Origin of the sequence: Paenibacillus lentus, assembly GCF_042714055.1 — a bacterium.
Lineage (GTDB): Bacteria > Bacillota > Bacilli > Paenibacillales > Paenibacillaceae > Fontibacillus > Fontibacillus lentus_A.
This window is the reverse complement of sequence record NZ_JBHGVC010000023.1, coordinates 1-22966: the sequence shown is the minus strand read 5'-3', so window position 1 is coordinate 22966 and position 22966 is coordinate 1. Positions and strand designations below refer to the sequence as shown.

17 protein-coding genes and 2 pseudogenes are annotated in these 22966 nt (G+C 43.8%); 12 read left to right on the top strand and 7 right to left on the bottom strand.

Features of this window, described 5'->3' with window-relative positions:
- Positions 1-1172: 1172 nt before the first annotated feature.
- The 4 genes and pseudogenes from ACE3MQ_RS26715 to ACE3MQ_RS26700 form a co-directional block, all read right to left on the bottom strand.
- On the bottom strand, positions 1173-1748 hold the full coding sequence (locus tag ACE3MQ_RS26715; RefSeq protein WP_379398561.1) for a TetR/AcrR family transcriptional regulator: 576 nt from the start codon (positions 1746-1748) through the stop codon (positions 1173-1175).
- Between the two features lie 239 nt (positions 1749-1987).
- Positions 1988-2857, bottom strand: coding sequence for an NAD(P)-dependent oxidoreductase (locus ACE3MQ_RS26710; RefSeq protein ID WP_379398559.1), 870 nt, complete (start codon positions 2855-2857; stop codon positions 1988-1990).
- A gap of 344 nt (positions 2858-3201) precedes the next feature.
- A pseudogene (locus ACE3MQ_RS26705) lies at positions 3202-3438 on the bottom strand (DUF4111 domain-containing protein); the annotation flags it as partial.
- Positions 3439-3521: 83 nt separating this feature from the next.
- Positions 3522-3911 carry a GrpB family protein gene (locus ACE3MQ_RS26700; protein ID WP_379398557.1) on the bottom strand — a complete coding sequence of 130 codons (390 nt, stop codon included), beginning with the start codon at positions 3909-3911 and terminating at the stop codon, positions 3522-3524.
- Positions 3912-3958: 47 nt separating this feature from the next.
- On the opposite strand from ACE3MQ_RS26700, the gene ACE3MQ_RS26695 reads away from it, so the two are divergent.
- Positions 3959-4993: an NAD-dependent epimerase/dehydratase family protein gene (locus ACE3MQ_RS26695; RefSeq protein WP_379398555.1), complete on the top strand. Its 1035-nt coding sequence runs from the start codon at positions 3959-3961 to the stop codon at positions 4991-4993.
- A gap of 11 nt (positions 4994-5004) precedes the next feature.
- Here the strand turns inward: ACE3MQ_RS26695 and ACE3MQ_RS26690 are convergent, their stop codons facing one another.
- A complete protein-coding gene (locus ACE3MQ_RS26690) occupies positions 5005-5166 on the bottom strand; it encodes a hypothetical protein (protein ID WP_379398553.1) in 162 nt (53 codons plus the stop codon).
- 214 nt (positions 5167-5380) lie between these two features.
- Here ACE3MQ_RS26690 and ACE3MQ_RS26685 point away from each other — a divergent pair, with 214 nt between their 5' ends.
- On the top strand, positions 5381-5824 hold the full coding sequence (locus ACE3MQ_RS26685; protein WP_209976183.1) for a GNAT family N-acetyltransferase: 444 nt from the start codon (positions 5381-5383) through the stop codon (positions 5822-5824).
- A gap of 322 nt (positions 5825-6146) precedes the next feature.
- Here the strand turns inward: ACE3MQ_RS26685 and ACE3MQ_RS26680 are convergent, their stop codons facing one another.
- A complete protein-coding gene (locus ACE3MQ_RS26680; protein ID WP_379398550.1) occupies positions 6147-7118 on the bottom strand; it encodes a LacI family DNA-binding transcriptional regulator in 972 nt (323 codons plus the stop codon).
- Positions 7119-7272: 154 nt separating this feature from the next.
- On the opposite strand from ACE3MQ_RS26680, the gene ACE3MQ_RS26675 reads away from it, so the two are divergent.
- The 10 genes from ACE3MQ_RS26675 (at position 7273) to ACE3MQ_RS26630 (ending at position 22652) form a co-directional block, all read left to right on the top strand.
- Positions 7273-8463, top strand: a complete 1191-nt coding sequence (locus ACE3MQ_RS26675) for an MFS transporter (protein ID WP_379398548.1) — start codon at positions 7273-7275, stop codon at positions 8461-8463.
- Between the two features lie 22 nt (positions 8464-8485).
- Positions 8486-9277, top strand: coding sequence for a Cof-type HAD-IIB family hydrolase (locus ACE3MQ_RS26670; protein ID WP_379398546.1), 792 nt, complete (start codon positions 8486-8488; stop codon positions 9275-9277).
- A gap of 48 nt (positions 9278-9325) precedes the next feature.
- Complete coding sequence (locus ACE3MQ_RS26665; RefSeq protein ID WP_379398595.1) at positions 9326-9856, top strand: GNAT family N-acetyltransferase; 531 nt, start codon at positions 9326-9328, stop codon at positions 9854-9856.
- 135 nt (positions 9857-9991) lie between these two features.
- Positions 9992-10777, top strand: coding sequence for an aminoglycoside nucleotidyltransferase ANT(9) (gene ant(9), locus ACE3MQ_RS26660; protein WP_379398544.1), 786 nt, complete (start codon positions 9992-9994; stop codon positions 10775-10777).
- Positions 10778-10849: 72 nt separating this feature from the next.
- Complete coding sequence (locus ACE3MQ_RS26655) at positions 10850-11629, top strand: class I SAM-dependent methyltransferase (protein ID WP_379398542.1); 780 nt, start codon at positions 10850-10852, stop codon at positions 11627-11629.
- Between the two features lie 171 nt (positions 11630-11800).
- On the top strand, positions 11801-12319 hold the full coding sequence (locus tag ACE3MQ_RS26650; RefSeq protein WP_379398540.1) for a GrpB family protein: 519 nt from the start codon (positions 11801-11803) through the stop codon (positions 12317-12319).
- A 1027-nt stretch (positions 12320-13346) separates the two neighbouring features.
- Positions 13347-19661, top strand: coding sequence for a DUF7601 domain-containing protein (locus tag ACE3MQ_RS26645; RefSeq protein WP_379398538.1), 6315 nt, complete (start codon positions 13347-13349; stop codon positions 19659-19661).
- Between the two features lie 22 nt (positions 19662-19683).
- A complete protein-coding gene (gene srtB / locus ACE3MQ_RS26640; protein WP_379398536.1) occupies positions 19684-20451 on the top strand; it encodes a class B sortase in 768 nt (255 codons plus the stop codon).
- Between the two features lie 255 nt (positions 20452-20706).
- Positions 20707-21876, top strand: coding sequence for a DUF4317 domain-containing protein (locus ACE3MQ_RS26635; protein ID WP_379398534.1), 1170 nt, complete (start codon positions 20707-20709; stop codon positions 21874-21876).
- A gap of 68 nt (positions 21877-21944) precedes the next feature.
- Positions 21945-22652 carry a DNA alkylation repair protein gene (locus ACE3MQ_RS26630; protein WP_379398532.1) on the top strand — a complete coding sequence of 236 codons (708 nt, stop codon included), beginning with the start codon at positions 21945-21947 and terminating at the stop codon, positions 22650-22652.
- Between the two features lie 87 nt (positions 22653-22739).
- On the opposite strand, the pseudogene ACE3MQ_RS26625 reads toward ACE3MQ_RS26630, so the two are convergent.
- Positions 22740-22859: pseudogene (locus ACE3MQ_RS26625) on the bottom strand (purine-nucleoside phosphorylase); the annotation flags it as partial.
- Positions 22860-22966: the final 107 nt, after the last annotated feature.

Here is a 22966-nt window from a genome sequence, read left to right as displayed (position 1 = left end):
CCCCATTATTTTCTTAATACAAGCTGAATGACATGGCTTAATCCAATGTGCGTCTTTCTTGCCACACACTCTTGTTCGGCAGGAACAACCCAATTATATTCGATTTTTATTCCAAACTATCTTGATACGCTTTAATCCAGACTACGTCAAGGGTTTATATATCAACCGGTAAGTAGATAAGGAATAGGGCAGAGTCAACAAAATCGCAGTCGCGGTAAAATCCAAAACCAATTGGAGTACTTCTCGAAGGTTTTAAGGACTTCACCTTCCGTATGCGTCTTCCAGCACTGCAGATTCAGTTCCAGGGCAATGATGTAAGCAGGTTTCTTTTTTCTTTGCTGGTTGTATCGATAGGAGTATTGGATAAATTAGAAATGCTTAAAAAAAGACGCTTATTCCAATAAATCGTTTGCGCATCTTTAGAATTATAGGAGTTTACATCGAGCACAATAAATTCCTCGTTAGGGATGGAGCTTTCAAAAGTTGATAAGGAGATCGCCCTGTCTATCGATGGAATGTATACGTTTCATTAATAATGTATGAACTGCTGCTGGCTATCGATTTCAAATGCTGTTGAAGCTGTAAAATTGTTTATGTCTTACCATAGTCATCAAGAGATTCCGGAATAAGAGCAAGCTGTTGCAAATTCACATCATCCGTGAAGTAATACTGTAGAAGTTTTATTCTTTGTATTTCTTTTTTCAAGGTTCTCCTTAAAAAAAGATTGAATTTCACTAGCATTGCATAAACTTCGTTGAAGCATGTCAAAGCCAAGCTGCAGAAGCGTAATTGAAAATACAGGGCTTAGGCTCAATCAAAAAGGAATACGATTATAAATTTATATAGACTTATATACCTTTTACATTCATTATTTTATTTTTCCCCCGCAAGATTCTTTTGAAGCCCTGGCCAAGCAATATCAAGTGGGCCGGTCAACGATTCGTGAAGCCCAAAGCGCATTGAAAGCAATGGGGTGGCTGGAATATTCGTCATGTTGGAGGTACCTTCGCACGCAGACCGGAATACGATCCTACCGAGCAGGATCTTGCTCGGATGTCTCAATACCCTCAGCTTATGGAAGAGCATCTCATGAAGATGGAGATGGTGTTGAATGCTTAGATGTTGAGAAGATACTGCGAAGTATATTAAAAATTCAACGGGTCGAGGCCTTCTTACAGTTTCGACAACGAATCCAATATGGTTTCTATTCGGGTATCACTTAATTCATAATAGGTAGAATACAATAAAATACCTTCGATCAAAATATACAGAGCTTCCGATGTACTCTCCATATCCTTACCGTATAACTCAGTGAGAAACTGATGGATCGCGTTTTTCCATGTAGCGTATGCTTTCCTGACAGTACTCTTGATTTTATCATCATAGGGGGTCATAGTGTAGATTTGTATAAATGTATTATAGTAGTTATTATTTTGGTCAAAGGAAAAAATATCCCGGAATAACCATCCGATGCAACTGCGAGGATGAGACAAACGTGAACACTCTTTTTTATGCTCCTGCAGCCATGTCTGAATGAATTGAATGTGAATTTCTGTAAACTCATCGATATACGCCAATAGCAGCTTTTGCTTAGATCCAAAATAATAAAGAACCTTCGCATGGGAAACATTTGCTTTTGCTGCGATATCACGCATCGTGATTTTATTAAGCGGTTTGTCCTTGATGCACTGCTCAAAGGCCAGTAATATTTCTTTCCGCATATTATCCTTATTAACTACAAGTGGCACGCCCAACACCTTCCTTCCATTAGTATATTATATAACGAGTGTTCGATAATGCAAAAAAATAAGCAAAGCCATAGCTTTGCTTTCCCTATACCTTAGATACTCCGTCCATGCTGATCACTTCCAACATGGACGGATATTTCCATATAAGCTCATGAGTCCATTTACCCCGGTATCAGTGCAGGACTACAATCATATGTTAATTTCCGACTATCTTCATACGGGGGATAATGTTAGGGACTTTACATGATTTGAGATATAATGCTGGTGAAATTCTTGTTTCCATACCCCTTCGCAATTGTGTCTTCCATTATTTTTAGAATGGTTTCACTAAATTCGGTTTTGATGCCGCTGTCCCTCAGCGCTTGAACAATAGAAGCCAGCGCATTGGTCTCGATTCCTAATGTTGCTTCGTTTGCATCAATGAACTCGCCAGTGTAATGAAGCAGATCTGCAGATATTTGACGTAACGGAGAATCAAACGCCCAAGGCGAAATTGTTTTTGCCTGATTGACGTAGGCCTCAACCGGAATATCATTTTTTATACATAAAGCAACCCCTTCAAGCATAGAGAGCATCATTCCATAATGGGTATTTATTATTGCCAGGTCCATTACAGTCGCTCCGACAGCATTCTCGCCTAAATACTCGCTTTTTGCCGCCAATGCACTTAGCACATCTTTTGTTTTTGCAAAAGCTTCGGTTCTACCGGAATAAAAAATATACCCTGTTTCCTTTCCAACTTCCGCTGGGTAACATTCTATCGCAGAGTCTAAATATAAAGCCCCTTCTATAGTCAGCATTTTGTCAAGTTCGCATATCTCTTTCGGCGTGGAAGTAGTGGTATTGACAATGATTTTTCCTGATAGGCTCCCGGACGGTAAAGAATTAAGAATAGATTCAACAATTTTATGATTGGGCAGATTCAACAAGATAAAATCCGAATCCAATGCATCAGAGAGCTGTGATGCAAACTTTGCCCCGCGCTCTACAAAAGGTCTGGTAGCTGCTTCGTTCGTATCAACGACCGTAACCGTATGATTCTCAACGAGAAATGCATTTACAAGTGCGCTTCCCATGATTCCGCAGCCCACAACGGTAATTTTAGCCATAAAAAAACACTCCTTTTTTTATATTAACCAATTGGTTAATATAAAAATACCATTACTTTATGGTAACAGACGATGATATTAATCATGGCAAATACTTTTTCAAAAATTAAAGGTTAATCATTGCCTCAAATCTTTTAGAACCGGAAATAGGGTCGTTTAACAACGCTGCTCCTCTGATACCAAATAAAGAAAGAAGCCTGATATTTACCATAGTAATTAAAATCAAGCTTCTCTATTCGGTTCGACTGACATTAACATTTTACTTGTTTTGCCCGATTTTTTAACTACCGCACCATCTATTCTCTCTTCTTATTCCATATGAGTTTAAGTCCTTCAAAGCATGTTCAGACACTAAGATAATACTCTATAGAGTTTTTCATATGATTAACGAGTGCTATTACCTCGCTGTCCAGTCCTTCCCACTTATCAACATACTCTCCGCGATAGGCTTTTCTTGCTAAATAGAGTAAAGTCGCATGCTCTTTAGGCATCTGAGGTATAAGCCATTCTGCAGCTATGTCTTTTGATGAGATTTCACCAGCAGCCACTGTCAGCCAAATTCGTGCAAGGGTTAGAAGTAGCTATTATAAAGAAAGTGCGGGACAATTTACGTCTGAAGCTGCTTTAATTGTGCGTTCTGCGCAAGTATTTTTTGTTTATTCGATTAAAGTACCGAACTTATCAACCATTTTATTGAAAGCAACGTATAGGTACCTGAATTCGTTATCAGATTTATGCGTGCGGTAAAAAATCCAAAACCAATTGGAGTACTTCTCGAAGGCTCATACTGAAATGCATGAATCTGATGAGTGCGATCATCTCCGCCTTTACGGAAATATCTTCTTCCCTTTATTCCGAATTCACCCATGACTTCATAGCCAAGGTTTTCAAATTGGGCCGAGAAAGTATCCAATCCTCCGATATCCTTGACTACAAGCAAAATATCAGTAATCGGTTTTGCTTTTAAACCCGGAACAGAGGTACTCCCGATATGGAAACTGTTCACCAGATCATCTTGAAGAATTTGCGCAAAAAATTTGTGGATGTAAACCATATGCTATAATAAGCGTGATAAAACAACGGAAAGTTGAGGTGCACAGCATGAAAATTCTCATCATAGGAGGAACTAATTTTATCGGGCCATACGTGATTCGCCATCTTCATGCCATGGGCTATCATGATATAACCTTGTTCCATCGAGGCCAGGCCGAAATTGACATGCCTGCAACTGTAAAGCACATATACGGGGACAAGATGAATTTAGTACAACACAGGGCTGCATTTCAATCCTTGTCGCCCGACGTTGTCGTGGATATGATTGCTTACACAGAAAAGGATACCGAGCTCGTATTGCGTACCTTCCGCGGCATTACGAATCGGCTAGTGATGATCAGCAGTCAGGATGTTTATCGTGCCTATGGTGTAGTGAGGCAGGCTGACAAAGGATCATTAGAACCAATGCCTATTTCAGAGACTTCTGCTCTTAGAAATAATCGTCATCCATACCAAGATCCGGCCAAGGATCCCGATGATTGGTGCAATCTTTACGACAAAATACCTCTAGAAGAAATGGTCATGAACGATCCTTACATAAAAGCAACCATCGTGCGCCTGCCCGCAGTATACGGATCGAACGATCCGCAGCATAGGCTGTTTCATTATTTTAAGTTGAAACCATTACGTGACGGTCGATCAATTATATTGCTGGATGAAGGTTATGCAAATTGGCTCTGGACGCATGGATATGTGGAGGATGTCGCTTATGGCATTGCATTAGCGATAACGAATGAGCGCGCAATCGGGCGCCTCTACAACATAACAGAACCACAGACCAGAACAATGCTGGATTTCATACATGCGATTGGTAAGCAGTTGGATTGGAATGGCGAGATTATCCAAGTTCCGTCCGGCCACCTTCCTGATGAACTAGGTATCCCCTTGCGAACAGAACAAAACATCATCGTAGAATCCAATCGAATCCGGGAAGAACTAGGCTATCGAGAAGCTTTCTCCTTTGAGGAAGGATTGAAAAAAACGATTGCTTGGGAACTGGCTCATCTACCAGTGGAGATTGGTCTTGATTATGACAAGGAAGATGCGATGCTTAAAGAATTGCGCGAAGCTGGCGTGATCTGACAGATAATCATTCATGAGAAGACGGAGAGATCCTTAAAGAAACACAAGTCCAGCCAACGGAGTTCCAAAAAGTGAGGGCTGACCGGGAAGCCGTTCCGCGTCTGTACAACCAGACCGTGATCGTTGTACCCCGTCTCTTTCTCCGCTGCCTTCTTCCGGTCTTCTTCCAACACAAGGTGATGCCTCTTGAGGGCTTCCACCGTCTGTTGCGGCAAAACAACCGTCCGTAAAAGAGAGGAACAGCTATTGAATGGCACCCAACTAAATATATTCCGAAAAGAGTGGTAAGCATGAAGTCATATATCAATTGGAGATATACGATCACCATCTACAAAAAAAGTGATGAAAGGAGCGTGATAAATTAGAAAGAAAAAGGAGTAGAGCGAAATGATACAAAACAGAAAAGCAACCGTTAATGACTATGATATGATTATAAATCTTTGGGAAAGATCGGTAATGGCCACTCATCATTTTTTGAGTTTCAAGGATAAAGAGGAAATCAAAAAAGAATTACCTATGTATTTTCCTCATCTTGATGTACGTCTCTGGTATACCGAAGACTCTATCATTGGTTTTACCGCCATCAATGAAAATCACTTGGAAGCACTGTTTCTCGATCCCGATAAAATTGGTAAAGGGTATGGGAAACAAATTATGCAAATATGCATCAATGGTTTTGGGATCACGTCCGTTGATGTGAATAAACAAAATGAGAATGCGACAAGGTTTTACTTAAAAAGCGGTTTCGGAATAATCGGTGAAGATTTGACGGATGGAGCAGGCCGCCCTTACCCCATTTTACATTTGAAATACAATGAACAGCAGAAGTAATTTTTCTGTCCAGGCTGTCGAGAAATCGACAGCCTTTTAAATAACTATTGAATATCTTTTTTGACAGCACACAGAAGTTTAATGATTTTGCAATACATAACGTTACATAACTAATTAGGTGATTCAACAATTCTGTTAGAGGAACATCGATGGAATGACGGTGGAACAAAGAAGCATTACTCCAATCTAAGAAATGCTTTTTTGTTAGTTGAACCATTACGCTCCTTTGTAACATTCATAAAGTTCGAACACCCACAAAGAAGTCATCCTCTAAAGGGTATGGCTTCTTTGTGGTGTAGGTAGGAGTAAAATTCGCGCTCATTCAGGACAACACACTCGCTTCTGTTCGAGCTCTGAAATTGAGTTTATGCCGAATTTGAATTCGGGCATATTCATCGCTTAGTAATAGCGAGACAGCTTGCTCACCAATTGCAGTTTGATGATAATCCACACTTGGGAAACCTAATATTTCACTTAATGGCGTATTCTCCTCACCAATAATCTCGAAATCTTGCGGATAATTGTAGCCGTGCGTCTGGGCGGAAGCTATAATTCCTGCAGCGACTTCATCGCCATTCGTAAAAATCGCATCCGGGACGATCGAATCTCGAAACATGAGGTCGCCAACTCTTTTCCCATCTTGATAGTCGAAGCACTGGTCGAAGAACTGACCTTCATAAGCTTCGGCAATGGTTTCTTGATAAGCCTGAATACGTAATCGTGTGCTAAGACTCGATTGAAAGTCTCTTCCCGATGTGAAATGTATACGTTTATAACCTTTGTTCTTCAAATAAGTGAAGACTTCGGTATAAGCTGCAAATCGATCTGGGAACACAGATGGGACAAGCTCGATGGGGCAAGCCTCGCAGCATACGATTTTTCCCCACTCGGACAAAGCTAAGATCTGCTCAGGATGAAGTGTATGCGAAGTGAGCAGAATTCCATCGATCATTTTCTTTTTTAATAACGTAAGATAGTTACTTTCTATGTCGTTTTCATAATACGAAGGCAGCAAGAGAACTTGATAATGCAACTCATGCGCTTTCTTCAGAATGCCGTTAATGAGTTCATCATAACAAGAGTTATTGTTATACGGCACAATGACACCTATGGTATTTGTCTTCCCTTTGCTTAGCTTCACCGCGTTGCCATTCACCGAATAATTCAATTCCTTGATAACCGCCATGACCTTCTCTTGCTTGTCCTTGGCGACATAAGGATACTCATTGAGAACGCGGGATACGGTTGCAATCGAGACACCAGCCATTCTAGCGACATCTTTGATATTCGCCATAAGGATCCCCCTCTTTCTACACATTTGGAATCATTGTAACATGCCGATTTCTTTTTTAGAAATATGGTTTTGAGTGCTTGACTTGAAACGCATTTCATTCTTTACAATGGAAATATCAGCAGGATGATCCCTGTTTCTAAAAGGAGGTTAAGGCATGAGAACCTTTGCGTTCGCTTCGTATTCATTGTATTTTCTGGCAGGACTTGTCATTACAACGATCGGTTCTGTGATGCCGCAATTGCTTGCTCACTATGAGCAATCCTATACGGTTGGCGGGCAGATGGTATTCGTGAGTGCAGTCGGCTTTATTGCGGGCGTTCCAATTTCGGCATGGCTCATGAAAGTGTTGAAGAAGGAAAAATACGTACTCGCGCTCTCTGCGGTCGTCATTGCGATTGCGCAGTTCAGTGTATGGTCGCTTCCTCCATTCGGCTGGGTTGTGGCCTTAAATTTCTTGAATAGTGTCGGTGCAGCAGCAATTGAATGCGTTGTTGCGACATTGATGATGGAAGTATTCGTGGGTCGTAGAGCTGTGGTGATGAGTTATCTTGAGGTCTCATTCGGGATCGGTGCGCTCTGTATGCCGCTCATCGCTAGTGTATTGATTGCGAATCAGGTTTGGCGGTATTCCTTCTTCGTGACGGCATGTCTTGGAATCGTTATGGCAGTCATATGGTGCTTCATCTCTGTTGCCAAGGAGGGAATGAAAGTCGCGGAATCTTTGGATGCCGGCACTGCACCGCCGCCGGTGTTCAAGACTAGGCGGATGAAGAGATACATTCTCTTCGCATTCGTCTTCTTGATTTTCATTTACAGCGGGATTGAGGGGAGTCTGAATCATTTCATGTCCTCCATCTTCCTGAATCATTTGGAGGTTACCCCCTACTACGCCTCGTTGAGTATTGGCTTGTTCTGGACGGCGATGGTGATTGGCAGGGCTGCTACAGGTTGGATTATTCGAAAAGTAAATTATGCGAGTTATTTGCGCTGGAGTATGTTCGGTACGCTCGTGGTGATCGTCATGTTTGCGTTATCGAGGGATGCAGTCGTCGGCTTTATCCTGGTCATCATGATGGGCTTAACGATGTCTGGTGGGTATTCCATCACGATGGTGTATGCGAATCATACATTTCCTGGCATGACGCGTCTCGTAACCAGCTTGATTACAGCTTTTGGCGGGTTCGGAGCCGCGGTATTCCCTGCACTAATTGGATATTCGATGGATCATTCAGGCGCGGTGTCCGCGCTGTGGTATATGGCTGGCTTCGCGGCTCTCTATTTGATCGTACTGCTGCTAGGAATCGGCAGATTCTACCGTAGTCAAATGAAGGTGACCTTAAATTAATGATTAAGAGGAGGGCTTGAACATGGATGTACGACTTATTGCCGTAGACATGGATGGTACGTTTCTTAATGACCGCAAGGATTATAATCGAGATCGCTTTCTGGAACAATATGCGCAGATAAAAAGAAAAGGCATTAGGTTTGTTGTGGCTAGCGGAAATCAATATTACCAGCTGAGGTCGTTTTTTCCAGGAATTGAGCATGAAATTGCTTTTGTTGCGGAGAATGGCGCTTATATTATAGACGGGAAAGAGGAAATATTCACAGGCCGAATGTCTGATGAGACGATTGCGAAGACGCTGGAGCTTCTAAAACACTATCCTTCCGCGAACATTGCACTATGCGGCAAACAAAGTGCTTACATGCGGTATGATGAATCAGACGACTATTACAACTATTCGAAACAATACTACCATCGATTAAAGAGAGTCGAGAATCTAGCGTCTATTGAGGATCAATTGTTTAAATTTGCCCTTCGTTTTCCAATTGAAGATCTGGATCAAGCACTTGTGAACTTGAAGCTTGAGTTAGGGGAGGAAGTTACGGCCGTATCGTGCGGTCATGGGGATGTGGATATTATTGTGACGGGCATTCACAAGGCGCATGGAATTCAGCTTCTTCAGCAAAGATGGCAGATTGCAGACGATAAGACGGCGGCCTTTGGAGATAGTGGCAATGATGTCGAAATGCTACGGCATGTACATTTTAGCTATGCGATGGAAAATGCGAGTGAACTCGTGAAAAGGACGGCGAAATATCAGATCGGTTCGAATAATACCGAAGCAGTGCTGGATACGATAGACCTGCTATTATAAATAAGCAACAGCAGCTATTAAAATTTATTGGAGGTAAAAGATAAAATGTTGACTACAGAGCTACAAACAGAACGATTATATTTGAGAAAAATGAAGCTGTCGGATTCGCCTAGTTTGTTTAAAATTTGGTCTGATCCCGATGTTACCAAGTTTATGAATGTTGATTGTTTTACGGATGAAAATCAGGCAAAAGAGATGATTAAGCTTCTTGATGAACTTTCTCAAGATAACAAGGCTATTCGCCACTCCATCATTGAGATGGAATCAAATGAAATTATAGGTTCTTGTGGTTACAATGCCATTGATTTTGAAAATGAAAAAGCAGAAATCGGATATGACATTTCTAAAGCATTTTGGGGAAGAGGATACGCTCCAGAAGCGATCAGTTCTTTGTTAAACTACGCATTCTCATCATTAAAGCTGAATCGAATCGAAGCAAAAGTAGAACCCGGAAATGTGAATTCAATAAAAGTCCTACAAAAGTTAAACTTTACGTTTGAAGGAACACTAAGACAGTATGAAAGAGTGAACGGAAAGTTTATAAATATAAATATGTATTCAAAACTAAAAACAGATTGATTTTGACGGTCAGCACTGACCTACGATTCGATGATGTTCATAAAATAAAGATGCTGGTGTTGTGGGCTCATGACGTGGCTCGAGAATTTAATTTAAAAAATACGTTACATATTAGACAAGAGGAGCTTGAGGTTAATGAGTGACTTGAATAACGAAAAAATACCGAAGGAAGCGATCCAAGCATTTAAAGTGGCAGAGGAGTTGCTTGGTAGTGCAATAGTCGGAGGATATCTATTTGGCTCTGCAGTAACTAGTGGCTTACGCATTAATAGTGATGTAGATGTCCTAGTGGTTGTAAATCAAAGTTTGACTGAAGTCATTCGCAGAAAACTAACAGACAGACTCATGCATATATCCGGAAAGATAGGAAATTCAGATTCTGTGCGACCACTTGAAGTCACGGTAATAAACCATGGAGATGTTGTCCCCTGGCGATACCCACCAAAAAATGAATATATCTATGGGGAGTGGCTCCGGGATGAGTTTGAGAATGGACAAATTCAGGAACCAACGTATGACCCTGATTTGGCTATTGTTTTAGCACAAGTGAGAATGAATAGCGTTTCTCTTTTTGGTCCTGATGCTTCTGATATATTTGAACCCGTGCCGATGACAGATATTCGAAGGGCGATTATGGAATCTTTGCCAGGATTAATCGAGGGCATCAAGGGCGACGAACGAAACGTAATTTTAACCCTTGCACGTATGTGGCTGACCGTGGCTGTTGGCGAAATCTCATCAAAAGATATAGCAGCGGAATGGGCTATACCTCAGTTGCCTAAAGAGCATGCGACTTTACTCAACTTAGCAAGAAAAGCCTATCGCGGAGAGTATGTTGATAAGTGGGAAGGAATGGACAACGACGTAGTAGCACTCGTTAATTATATGAAAAACTCTATAGAGTCTTATCTTAGTATCTGAGGACGCTTTGAAAGATTTAAAACATGTGAAATGAGAAGAGATTGTGAAGAAATGATAGGAGGAGTTTTACATATGCCAATCAACTTTCATGATGAACAAAACAGACAGACTTATGCAACAAGAAACGCGGATGAATCCTGGAAAGCTTTAATAGAAAATACGGTAGACGTAACAAATAAGCGGATTGCAGATATTGGTTGTGGAGGTGGCATTTATACAAAGGCTCTGATTGAGATGGGGGCCTCTCATGTCATGGGTGTGGATTTCTCGGATGAGATGTTAAAAGGAGCGGCCAATAACTGTAAGGGCATTCCCAATGTCACGTTTCTGCGAGGTGACGCTTACGAATCAAACCTCCACGCAAATGACTTTGATATTGTATTAGAAAGAGCACTCATACACCATTTGAATGACTTAAATGCTTGTTTCACTGAAGCTTATCGCATCCTTAAAAAGGACGGTACTTTCCTTATTCAGGATAGAACCCCAAAAGATTGTTTACTGTCCGGGGATAAAAATCACATTAGAGGTTATTTTTTTGAAAAGTTTCCTCAATTAATTGATAAGGAAATTTCCCGCAGGTTTGGTTCAGAACAAGTAGAGCAAGCGTTGGAATCAAGTGGATTTCGGCTAGCTAAAACGGTTGCACTCTGTGAAACAAGACGTGTTTATCATGACTTTGAAGAATTAAATAAAGACTTATCGTTAAGAACTGGACGTGCCATTCTCCATGAATTGACAGATGTAGAACTTCGAGAATTGATATCATTCATAGGAGATAAGCTCGATGATCATCAAGTACCAATCATTGAGAAGGATTCGTGGACGGTTTGGTTTGCTATAAAAGAATAATTTCTACGCCAATTGCAATTTACTTCAATAATCATCGGCTGGCTTTCGATCTCCCTGGTTTAAAAAAGACGGAATCAGATGGTCTTTAAATAATAATGATTCAATGATGGTGTAATGCCCAAAAACGGTCGTAATGAAGTCGAAGCCTTAAATAAGCGAGGAGGAAAAGAAATGAAGATCACAATAGTAGAATACGATTCCAATTGGACAACCGAGTATTTAAAAGAAGAACAAGCCATTAAAGAAATTCTTCAAGATGATCTGGTGAACAGTTTCCATATCGGGAGTACCTCAGTTCCGGGTTTAAAAGCAAAACCGATTATTGATATTTTGCTTGTAGTCAACGATATCGGAGGATTGGATAATTTCTCAGCCCAATTTGAAAATCTTGGCTATGAAGTCATGGGTGAATTCGGAATAAAAGGAAGAAGATACTTCCGTAAAGGCGGAGATGATCGCACTCATCAGATTCATGCATTTCAGTATGATCATATTCAAGAAATCGAAAGGCACCTGTCGTTCAGAGATTATCTTCGTCAAAATCCGAAAATATGCAAGGAGTACGGAGATTTAAAAAGCGAATTAGCCGACAAATATCCAACCGACATTGAAAGCTACGGCGACGGTAAAGACGATTTTGTTAAAAAAGTCGAAAAAGAAGCGCTCAAATGGCATTGGAAAATTCGCTGAAATGACAACATACTTAAAGCCGCTGTAAGGCTTAAAAGTCGGCCTAAATGGGTCGACTTTTTGGTATGCCGTGAATAGCTTCGGTATACTGGCCCTTTCATAGATTCTACTGTATGCAATGGCAGACTATCTCATTGGTCTCACCATCATATTAGTAGAAAGCGGGAATACACTGTGAGGTATATAGCAACCAAACAGAACCATATTAAAAGATAACCCTTATAGATCAAGGTATAGACCATCGCGACGAATGAAAACAAAGTAACCTATGTTCCCGCACACGGTGCATGTGGAGTGCGTGGTAGGAATGCAACGAATAGATACGTAGAAAATCCATTGTTTTCAACACTTTGCGGGTTTTATGACATTCACAAAGGATGACGCAGATTTCAAAAATAAGGTGCTGAAGGACAAAATTGAGGTTTCAGTTGTCCTGGATCTTGGTTTGACTCGAGTGTGTAGACATGTATATTTTCATGTAATAAGGAAGAGGACGTCTTAAAGTGTATTTAGACGTTCTCTTCTTTGCATTAAGCCAACACTATTAAGGGACATTCTCAATACAGGACTCTCTAACTGGGCGTTCTTTTTTTCATATAGATACTTTTTAAAGGCGTTGATCTTGTACCAGGCAATATTGAACTATCGGCAGTCAAAGTCTCCCTGGTAAATGCCCTTCGATTCTTGATAAGTTTCACGCTTATTCTTGTCGAATGGTTGTCTAGATATTGTTGAGAATGTGGTAATAAAATGATGAAATACGCTGTGTAAACTTGGCGTATTCTGTCATTTCACAGTATTTGACTGGCGAAGATGGTCGAAGGAGAGGGGGGAGAAAGTTACTAAGCATGGATCAACGGCCTGCACGCCCGCGGTATTTACCCAGTCATCTGGAATTCCGCAAGATTTCGATGATGTTGAAGGGCCGCTGGGTTAAGCCAATAGCAATGTCTATTCGCTTGTGCCCTATTGGCAGATGATCTTGCTGCTGACAAAGAAATTTCGGGAAATGGAGGAGAATCTTGCAATGAAACGAAAACGCAGTGTAAGCAAATCTTTGCTGTCTCTCTGCCTGGCAATTATGCTTGTCTTGCAGACGGTGACGTTCTCTGGTGCTGCATATGCGGATAGTGCGCCAGGCGGTTCCGGGACAGCAGCAGAGAGCGAATTTGGCCTGCCGGACGCGGCCGAACCGTCGGTGACTGAAGCGGTGTACGATGCGCAGGCCGCCGTCCCGATGGCCTTAACGGCTGGTCCAGTGGACAAAACGGCGGTGTTCATGAGTGTGAACGAGCCTTTTCCGCTGGAGGTGGTGCAAGATAACCAAGCTGTTGTTCCCGGCGGCACCATCCAGGGCAGACAGCCATTCACGCTCAAGTCGGAAGGTCTCAAAGTGCCAGTGAATGGTGATGACGCTGATCCGACTAATGCGGATCCCGACCTATACATTCAGAAGGGCGACTGGATCGAACTAAAAAGGGATGACTACTTCGAGGAAGTGGCGTTGCCAACAGCTACCAAAACCTTGATGGCAACAACTGAATTTGGCGCGAAACAGCTTGGCACTGCCTATTTCACCCCGAATAGCATCAAGATTGTGTTTAATGGTGACGATTGGTTTTTCAATGGTGTTGGACGAGCAGTTACCTTCGGCTTTGAAACCACCGCTAATTCGGATGTAACGGGCTTAGGTTATGACGAGTCAAAGCCTATCTGGATTTTCGGGGGAGCTTACCAGCTAAAAAACCCGGACGTCACAGCGGCATACAGCATCAATTTGACAGGAAACAACTGGCCAAAGAATGGAAGCTGGACTTGGTGGTATCTGACTGTGCCAGCCTATCAAGATGGTTATTTGACCTTCCAGTCTACTCCATCCTCTTTTGATGTGCTTGATGCAACAATCAAGCTGCCGCTAGATGAGATGACGTTTTATTCGAAGCCTTCTGATTACCGTATGGTCTATGTACCGGGATCCTTCAAGGTAAACGGCGATACGGTAGAGCCAACCATTGATGCAGAGGGCGGTCTGAGTTACACCTTCCCGCTAGGGACAGGAGTGGATCCAAAGGTCGAGTATCAAGCATGGTTTCATAAGGATTTGTATTATAAAGAGTATCGGGGTGTGGCATTAGATCCCGGTCGTAATGGAGGACAGAATTTTAACCCAAGTGTACAACTGAGGGATGCGGGTGCTAATGTAAAAGCTAGTGCAGTACGGGAAACGTGGATTGCACCCGACTGGATTCAAGCTAGCGCCTCTTATGACCATCCGAATAAAACCATTACATGGAAAGTCATTGTTAACCAATATAACAAAAAAGGGTTAAAGGACTTTACTATCACAAATGTATTACCTGATGGGCTGGAATTTGAATCAGCTACATGGCAGACATGGGTGGATGGCGTTGCATCTGATGTGGAAACGATTATACCAGTTGACAACAGTAAGTATTCTTTTGGCGATATTGACGGTAAAGTGGAACTAATCATTAAGAGTAAAGTTCAAAGCGGTTCCACCTTCAGAATCGACCCACGCGCCAACTGGAATTTGGATACACCAGATGGCATACAGAACAATGATGTAGTGACCGGTACAAGGCCTAACGCAGTGACTGATGAGGCAACTGTCACCATTGGGGCTCACACTTTTACAAAATCAGCCTCTATTGCGATGGCGGATTATAACCTAGGCGGCATCACCTGGACCGTCAATCTAACGCCACAGTATGCCCTGCCAAATGCGGCGGTATACGATGTGCTGGTGCATGGCGGAGATTTGAACGTCTTGGACAACGCTGTGGATGAAACCGGCGAGGTGAGCGCGGAAACAATTGCGAAAATCAAAGCAAATGTTAATGATGCACAGCTTTGGAAGAAGTATCATGCGGGAACCTTGAAGGGTGTGACCAATGCGAACGGCTTGACCTTGAAGCCTATTCCTTTGACAGTGAACGGTGAAGTGGTGGCGGATTTGATCAAGGTGACCGGATACAACACCGACAAAGCTACATCCTTCAGTTTCCGTGCACTTGAAACCAACCTGGATGTCCTCTTCAGGCAGGATATTAACGCAGGGAAAACACGCTGGAATCGGGCTTTGCTCTTTGACGGCGAAACCATAAAACAAGCGCAAAACAGTACCAACCTTCACCTCCGTATGCTGAACAAGGATATGCTTACGGCATCCTATCCTATTAAGAAGGATGGGACGGCTGACACATGGTATACCCCGAACGACGTTCAGCGCTATATCGGTTGGGATGGTTCTTCAAGCGGCGACGAATACACCTTGGCCGGTTATGACCGTACAACAAAGACCGTAACCTTCCGCCTAGGCGTCAATATGCCGGGCTACAACACGGTCGAAATGGCGAAGGACGGCGGAAATCGGGTTATCACCAATGTGAAGCTCGTGGATACCTTGCCGGAGGGCTGGGAATTCGTTCCTTTTGCAGATGGGAAGAACTATGAGCTTTATAAGGGCTATTCGGACAATGGCAGCGGCACCGGCTATGGGGTTCGAAACAACGCTATGTCAATCATCGAGCCGAACGACCCTGCTCATGTGGTAAGTTTCTCCCATAGCGGCAACGTAGGCACCTTCACCTTCTCTGAGCTGGAAGGCCCTTATGTCATTCTGGTGAAGGCAAGACCTTCCAATGCGGCTCTGGAGAAATATTTAGAGGAATATACTACAAACGGTACAGACAGGCAGGTGCTGTATAACAAAGCCGACCTGCATATGACATGGGGCGGGGTGGAAAAGGTCCTCACCGAACAACGCAAAGTGATTGTACCTATTCAGACCCTGGGCAAGTCGGTAACTAAGCCAGTTCCAGGGGTGCTTGAATGGACAGTGAACTATACCCCGCCATTCAACATGAAGCAGGGCGTTTATTTGCAGGATACCCTGGGTGCAGGTATGAATCTGCGCTACGATGTAGACGGGAAGCTTGTGCTGACAGCGCCTAGTATGGCAGTTTATCCTGCTAAACTGACTGCCAGCGGTGCTCTGGAAAGAGAGGGCACAGCACTTGACCTAAGCGACCCGAATGCTGAAGTTCAGGTAGAAGCTGCACCAGGCGCGGGAGGCACCACAGTTCTAAAATTCAAAATGAACGACCCTAATAAGTTTTACCAGTTTGTGTACCAAACAGAGGTTGATCCATCTAAAGCGAAGGCCGGAGACAAAGTGGGCAACGAGGTAAAGCTGGAGGGCGATGACAAGCTTAAATCTGTCAGCGCCAGAAGCGAAAGCACGCTTGACAATTCGGACGTAGCCGGCAGTTCAAGCTCCAATGCCCTGCTTCCCCTGAAAAAGGAAGATCCCAATGGCAATCCGTTGAAGGACGTAGAGTTTACGCTGTATAAGAAAGACGACGGAACTCAAATCGTTAAAGGAACAACCGATAGCGGAGGGAAACTTAATCTGTTTTTCCGAGATCCAGGGTATTATGAGCTGAAGGAAACTTATATTGACACAAATACTTGGCTGCCAACTACAAGAATTTATCAAGTATATGTAGGAAATACGCCAGGAAAGCCCATCTGGGTAGACGGCATAAAGGTAGACACGAATAATCCGCTGGTTGTGCCTACGCCGGCGCAAGGAAAGCTGACCATCAGCAATGAGGTGAAAGGAAACGGCAGCGATTCTTCCAAGGATTTTGAATACACCGTGACCTTCACCGGCGAAGGCAAGGACGGAGAATACACCTATACCTACAAGGAGCCGGACGGTACAACCGGCACCGGCAAGATCAAGAGCGGAGACAAGATTACCCTCAAGCACGGAGAATCTGTGACGCTCCCGGCATTGCCTAAGGATCTGGTCTATACCGTAACCGAGGCCGATTATACGACCGTTGACGGTTATACGACCACACCGGAGACGAGAGAGCTGTTCGGCACAATCGAGAATAACGGCGACCACAAAGCAGATTTTGTCAACGAGCGATTCGTTAGCGATCTGACCGTCAGCAATACCGTCACGGGGGACGGTGCAGAACCGGACAAGCCGTTTCAGTACACGGTGACCTTTGACGGTACAGGAAAGGGTCAAGAATACAATTACGAGCATTCAGACGGCACGACGGGCAAGATCAAATCCGGCGATACCTTCGAGCTCAAGCATGATGAGACCTTTAAAATCAAGGATCTTCCAGAGAATTTGAAGTATACGATTATCCAGGAAGGTTACAAGAACGACGGCTACGCGACCATCCCTGTGGAATTGTCTGATGAGGGAGTCATGGCGCGCGCCGATCGCGAAGCGGACTTCACCAATGAACGGACCGTCAACAAGCTGACGATTAGCAACACGGTCATGGGCAACGGCGGCGATAAGACGAAGGAGTTCGAGTACACCGTCATCTTTGAAGAAGCAGGCAAGGATGGAAGCTACGCGTATACGAAGTCGGATGGCGAGACGAGTACACCGGGCACGTTCAAGTCTGGCGAATCCTTCACACTCAAGCATGGAGAGACGCTGGAAATTGTAGGTCTGCCTAAGGATCTGAAATACACAGTTACCCAGAAGGACTACACAGCCGACGAATACGTGACCATTCCAGAGGAAAGGTATTATACCGGAATCATGGAGGGCAAAGATGAAGATGCCCCGTTCACGAACGTGCGAGTCTTGAAGGGCGGCCTGCTAATCAGCAACACGGTTAAAGGGAAAGACGACGACAAAAAGAAGCCGTTCAAGTACACGGTAACCTTTACAGGCGAGGAAGCGAACGAATCCTACGCCTATGAGAAGTCGGACGGCAGCAAGGGCACGATCAAGAGCGGAGAGACCTTCGAGCTTACAGATGGCCAGACGTTCGTTGTGCAAGGACTTCCGACGTATCTCGAGTATACGGTGACCCAGGATGATTATACGGAAGACGGCTATGTGACGGATCCTGAAGGTTTCGTTCATGCAGGCGCCATTCCGGAGAAAGAAGTGGCCAAGGCAGACTTTGTCAATACCCGTCCGTATCTGGAAGGCGTGCTGCGTGACAACAACACAGGCCAAGAAATTCCGAATGCCAAAATCATCGTGACGAACAAGAAGACCAACGAACAACAGACGATTTGGACGAATGAGAAGGGTGAATATTCGGTCCCAGCTACAGCGGATACCGACTATACGATCACGTATACGAAGCTGTACCAGGTAGGCGGGAAGGATGTCCCTGTCGAGTTCACGCAGAAGGCCAATGTAGACAGCAGCGTGACAGACGAGACCGTTCCGGCGGACATTACGGCGGTAGGGATCGTTCTGTTCAAGCAGTTGGATGGAACAACAGTGCTATTCAACGAGTCGCTTACCAGCAATATGTATATCTATTTGAAGGACAAGAACGACAAGTATATTGAGGAGAACGGGAAGCCCAAGGCGTTTCCGATGGCTTCGAACGGCACCTTCTCAGTGGAAGATCTGAGCGAGCAGAAATACACCATGGAAGTTCGCTATAAAGCTGAGACCGGCGAGGAACTGCTCTTCAAAGTGACGCAGCTGAACGTGAAAGCAAAGGGAGAGCTGAATATTTCCGAGGAATTGGTCGACCCATACGGTACGGTTTATGATGAGACGACAGGAAATGCCGTCACTGGCAAGAAAATTGACGGAGCCAAAGTTACACTGTATTATGCGGATACGCAACGGAATAGAGATAACGGCCGCATTCCGAATACGAAAGTAACGCTTCCTCCGATTCCGGGCTTTGTGCCCAACAACAACGACAGCCCAGAGCAAGATAGCGACGCAAATGGCTTCTATGCGTACATGGTGTTTCCTGAAGCGGATTACTATCTGATCGTAACGAAGGACGGATACGAGACGCACAGGAGCGATACGATTTCTGTCGATTTTGACATTGTAAAATACGACGTGCCAATGAAGCCGATCCGTTCCGGTGGCGGCTCCGGCGGCAACTCCGGCGGCAACTCCGGTGGCAGCTCCGGCGGCAACTCCGGCAACGGCAATAGCGGAACCGACAACGGCAACAACGGAACCGGCAACGGCAACAACGGAACCGACAACGGCAACAACGGAACCGACAACGGTAACAACGGAACCGATAACGGTAACAACGGAACCGATAACGGTAACAACGGAACCGATAACGGTAACAACGGAACCGATAACGGTAACAACGGAACCGATAACGGTAACAACGGAGCCGACAACAGTAACAACGGAACCGGCCACAGTAACAACGAGCTGGATAATGTTCCAAAAACAGGAGATAATAGCATATCGCCAATCTTCTATATGGCTTTGGCTCTAATGTCCTTGATTGGAGTAGGGTTCTGTCTGCTTAGCAGCAGGAAGAAAAAACACATTTAGTAACAGGAAAGGCGGTAAGAAAATGAGCAATATTAAAAAAATTCTTATCGCCTTTTTCACTATTCTGCTGGTTTTTTCTCTCGTCAATCTTGCGAGAATTCTCCTTCGAGATTATGAGGAACATCGGCAAATGAAAGAACTGATAGAAATCCGGGAACAAGGCGAGGGTGCTGCAACATCCTCACCTTTTATCATGAAGGCGAATGGGCCAGTTATGCTCCCTGAATTTCAAGAGCTTTACAAGAGAAACCCGGACATCGTCGGTTGGCTGAAAATTGACGGCACCCGAATTGATTACCCGATTATGCAGAACCAACAGGATGCGGAATACTATCTCAATCATGATTTTGATAAAAAGAAAAATAAAAACGGACTCCCTTTTTTAGATGAACACAGTCGGATAGACGGCTCAGACATTTTGCTGATTCATGGACATCACATGAAAAACGGCGTGATGTTTGCAGATCTTATGAAGTACAAGAAAGAAAGCTATTATAAGGATCATGCTACGATCCGGTTCAGTTCGCTTTATGAGAAGGAAGAATATGAAATTGTTGCCGTTATTCTCTCAAAGGTTTATCTTAAAACGGACGACGTTTTTAAATACTACCAGATTGAGAATGTAGGAACATCCGCCGAGTTTGACTCCTATATTCAGAACATCAAAAAACTAGCTCTTTACGATACGGGCGTAACAGCCCGGTATGGCGACAAGCTTATTGTACTGTCTACGTGTGAATACTCTACCGAAGAAGGCCGGTTAGCAGTGGTCGCCCGAAAGCGTAATTGACGATGTTGAAATACGAAGTCAAGCTGATTCATATCACGTTCTCCCTTGGAGGGCGTGATTTTTTTTGAGTAGGTCGGCTATATGACCTGATTGCTTTGCAAGAAACAGTTAAGACAACGCCTGTATTGAGGCCTTTCTACAAATCCCTTTTTTAATAGAAGAGCAAAGTATCTTAATAGCCCTTCTAGCGAAGGGTTTTTATATCGTTTATACTGATAAGATCAATTTACTTCTTAGGGAGTTGTCTAACGAGCCATGATAAAGAAAGAAATCGCGCATATACGCAAGCAATTTAAGCTGGATCACGATATGCTGAACATTTACGACATTCTCAACGTGTATATTATGAAGGAAAGCAACGAAATCTATCATTGGGAGCGGCAGCCGTTTGCCCTGTTGGACAGAGAGAAGCAGGAGCTGTATATGAGCAATTTCAAGAAGCTGCTGACGGGTGAATTGGATCAGAAGCTGTTCGAGTTGAAGTTTCAGCAGGAAGAAGTGGAAGAGCCGACGCGGGTGCTGCTTCACCAGGCTTTGGTGACTGGTGATCCGGAGGAATGGCAGGATCTGATGCTGCTGTTGGTGGATAAAATGCTGGCGGATGTCAAATATGAACGGGATACGGTAATCACGTTCGTTCGTGGACAATACTACCAGCCGTCCAAGGACAGGAATAAAGAAACCGAGGAGAGCGAGAAGGACGAAGTGTTCGCGCATCCGTTCATTCTGTGCAGTGTGAATTCCACGGAGCAACAGAGGAAAACTCTTTTGTTTGATTATGTAGAGAGAGAATTTAAGTACAATGTCAATGTAGATCCGATCATCAAGCTGAGTTCGCCGGAGCAAGGGTTCTTTTATCCCAGTGTGACGGACGGTTATTCCGATGTAAACCGCATTCTGTATTGTACGGGAAAAGCGAATGAGCCGAATCCGCATTTCATCGAACAGGTCTTGAATGCGGAAAGATCCGTAACAGCACGGGAGGAGAGAGCCATCTTCGAAGACATCGTGAAGGAAGTGGCGGGCGAACAACTGGACGCGACCACCCTTGCACATGTGTATGAGGAAATCCATCGGGTGATTGAAACCCATGAGGAGGAGGAAGAACCTCCGAAGCTGGATTATAAAGATGTGGAGCAAGTGCTAACGGTAAGTGGTGTTGAGAACGTGACGACTGAAAAAGTGGAACGGGCGTTTGAAACGATCGTCGACGATAAGAACTATGAATTGAAAGCGAATAGTATTATGCCGAAGTTTACGTCAAAATCGATTAAGATCGATACTAAGGTCGCCACAATTTCGGTTAGTCCGCAGGATTTAAAGTATGTGAGACAGGTGAATTATCAAGGGAGACGATGTATCCTGATTGAGGTTGACGAAGATGCTGTTATCGAAGGATTTACGCTCAGTACAGAGACGATATAGTATCGATTGACCCTGATGGTTTTCTTGAAAATAATTGTTTCTAGCGACAGTCAAAGGAAGTGTAAACATTGAATGTAGAAATGGTTATGCAGGAACTTGAAGCTCTAGGCAAAGAGCGAACCAAGAAGATTTATTTATCCAATGGCGCACACGAACCGCTTTTTGGCGTGGCTACAGGGGCAATGAAGCCCATCGCCAAGAAAATTAAAAAAAATCAACCTTTGGCCGAACAGCTTTACGCCACTGGAAACTACGATGCCATGTATTTTGCCGGTATAATCGCAGATCCTGAAGCAATGACTGAAGCGGATTTTGATCGTTGGATGGATATGGCTTATTTTTATATGCTGTCCGATTATGTAGTTGCAGTAACCTTGTCAGAAACAGATATTGCACAAGAAGTTGCCGATAAATGGATCGCAAGCGGAGAGGAGCTGAGAATGTCAGCGGGCTGGAGTTGTTATTGCTGGCTGTTGGGGAATCGTCCGGACGGTGAATTTTCCGAAGGGAAAATAGCCAATATGCTCCAAATGGTGGAACGAACCATTCACGATTCTCCCGAACGAACGAAATACGCTATGAATAATTTTATGTACACGGTGGGAGTATCCTATGTGCCGCTTCATGACCAGGCTCTCAAGACCGCAGAGACAGTAGGCCCGGTAGAAGTGAATCGGGACAAGACAAAAAGCAAGTTTCTGAACGCTGCAGAAAATATTCAAAAGGCAGTAGCTAAAAGCCAACTTGGTTTCAAACGTAAATATGTACGGTGTTAATACGATTTTAAAGAGGGCCGTCTCCAAGTCATGCGTCGATGACTATGGGGATGGCTCTTTGTGGCGAAGTGCCAAATGGATTAGAAGCTATTCATTAATAAGAATCTCTAACGCTTCAATAATCATGTCATTTATACTTGTTTGACGTTCTTCCGATGTTGTTTCTTCACCGGTAATCACATGGTCACTCACTGTCATAATGCTTAAGACGTCGATATTGTCCACCAGAGTGAAGGAAAGGATTTACCTTGATTTTCTGAAAGATTGTCATTGAATACGTAATGCCGCCCATTTGAACTGTGACCCGTAAGATG

Coding starts and splice junctions, on each gene's coding strand:
- ACE3MQ_RS26670 (WP_379398546.1), top strand. CDS start 8,486: ATGGATGTACGACTTATTGCCGTAGACATGGATGGTACGTTTCTTAAT.
- ACE3MQ_RS26685 (WP_209976183.1), top strand. CDS start 5,381: ATGATACAAAACAGAAAAGCAACCGTTAATGACTATGATATGATTATA.
- ACE3MQ_RS26675 (WP_379398548.1), top strand. CDS start 7,273: ATGAGAACCTTTGCGTTCGCTTCGTATTCATTGTATTTTCTGGCAGGA.
- ACE3MQ_RS26680 (WP_379398550.1), bottom strand. CDS start 7,118: ATGGCGAATATCAAAGATGTCGCTAGAATGGCTGGTGTCTCGATTGCA.
- srtB (WP_379398536.1), top strand. CDS start 19,684: ATGAGCAATATTAAAAAAATTCTTATCGCCTTTTTCACTATTCTGCTG.
- ACE3MQ_RS26650 (WP_379398540.1), top strand. CDS start 11,801: ATGAAGATCACAATAGTAGAATACGATTCCAATTGGACAACCGAGTAT.
- ACE3MQ_RS26695 (WP_379398555.1), top strand. CDS start 3,959: ATGAAAATTCTCATCATAGGAGGAACTAATTTTATCGGGCCATACGTG.
- ACE3MQ_RS26700 (WP_379398557.1), bottom strand. CDS start 3,911: ATGGTTTACATCCACAAATTTTTTGCGCAAATTCTTCAAGATGATCTG.
- ACE3MQ_RS26710 (WP_379398559.1), bottom strand. CDS start 2,857: ATGGCTAAAATTACCGTTGTGGGCTGCGGAATCATGGGAAGCGCACTT.
- ACE3MQ_RS26645 (WP_379398538.1), top strand. CDS start 13,347: ATGAAACGAAAACGCAGTGTAAGCAAATCTTTGCTGTCTCTCTGCCTG.
- ACE3MQ_RS26655 (WP_379398542.1), top strand. CDS start 10,850: ATGCCAATCAACTTTCATGATGAACAAAACAGACAGACTTATGCAACA.
- ACE3MQ_RS26635 (WP_379398534.1), top strand. CDS start 20,707: ATGATAAAGAAAGAAATCGCGCATATACGCAAGCAATTTAAGCTGGAT.